General features: G+C 65.3%; 1 protein-coding gene. It reads right to left on the bottom strand.

The genetic code is table 11. From position 1 onward, the window contains the following. Positions 1-980 (bottom strand): cadherin domain-containing protein (locus HCO70_RS24535; RefSeq protein ID WP_216665622.1); only part of this gene is annotated, 980 nt, incomplete at both ends.

The raw sequence follows: 980 nt of genomic DNA, 5'->3' as shown, positions 1-980 counted from the left end.
GCGAAGGTGACTGTGCCGGAAGGCCACTCCCCGTAGAAGAAATCGTCTATATCGACCGGATTGTCCCCGCTGCCGGTGACGGCATAGCTGTAGGCCGCCGCAGCCGTCGAGGTCCGGAAGACCGTGAAGATGAACATGGTAATACCCGATTGCCCCTCGGTCAGAGAGACGTCGGCTATGGACAGACCGTCGCCACCGGTGACCGTGACGCTGACGGCCTGAGTGGTGGAATTCCCCGCGCCGTCGCTGGCCACGACCTCGAACTCGTAGACGTTGTCGCCATCGGCATCCGCCGGGGCCTCGTAATCCGGCGCGATGACAAAACTCACCTCCCCGGTGGCGCTGTCGATGGTGAAGAGCGAGACATCCGCTCCCCCGCCCAGGCTGTAGGTGACGGTATCCCCGTCGGCATCGACCGCGTCGAAGTCGTAGACCGCCGTCTGGTCCTCCTCCACCTCGATCGCATCGAAACCGATCTGCCCGGCGGTGAACACCGGCGCGTTCTCGTCGTTCAGGATCGTCCCGGTGGCGGTGGCTGTATCGCCCTCGGCGTCGGTCAGCGTAAGCGTGAAGGTCTCGTCGCCTTCGATGTCGGTGTCACCGCTGATGTCGAAGGAGAGCGTCACCTCGGTTTCGCCAGCGGCAAAGGTGACTGTGCCTGAGGGCAATACGCCGCCGAGGAAGTCGTCGGCATCCGCCGGGTTGTCCCCGCTGCCGGTGACGGCATAGCTGTAGGTCGCCGCGGCCGTCGAGGTCCGCGTAACCGTGAAGCTGATCGTGCTCGTACCGCTGTGCCCCTCCGTGACCGACGCGTCGGACACCGACAGCCCCCCCGCATCGGTGACCGTGACGCTGACGGCCTGGGTGGTGGTCTCTCCCAGGCTGTTGCTGGCCACGACCTCGAACTCGTAGACGTTGTCGCCATCGGTATCCGCCGGGGCCTCGTAATCCGGCGCGCTGACGAAGCTCACCTCCCCGGT

This window comes from Pseudoruegeria sp. HB172150, assembly GCF_013184805.1.
Taxonomy (GTDB): Bacteria; Pseudomonadota; Alphaproteobacteria; order Rhodobacterales; family Rhodobacteraceae; genus Psychromarinibacter.
This window is presented reverse-complemented; position numbering and strand designations above follow the sequence as displayed.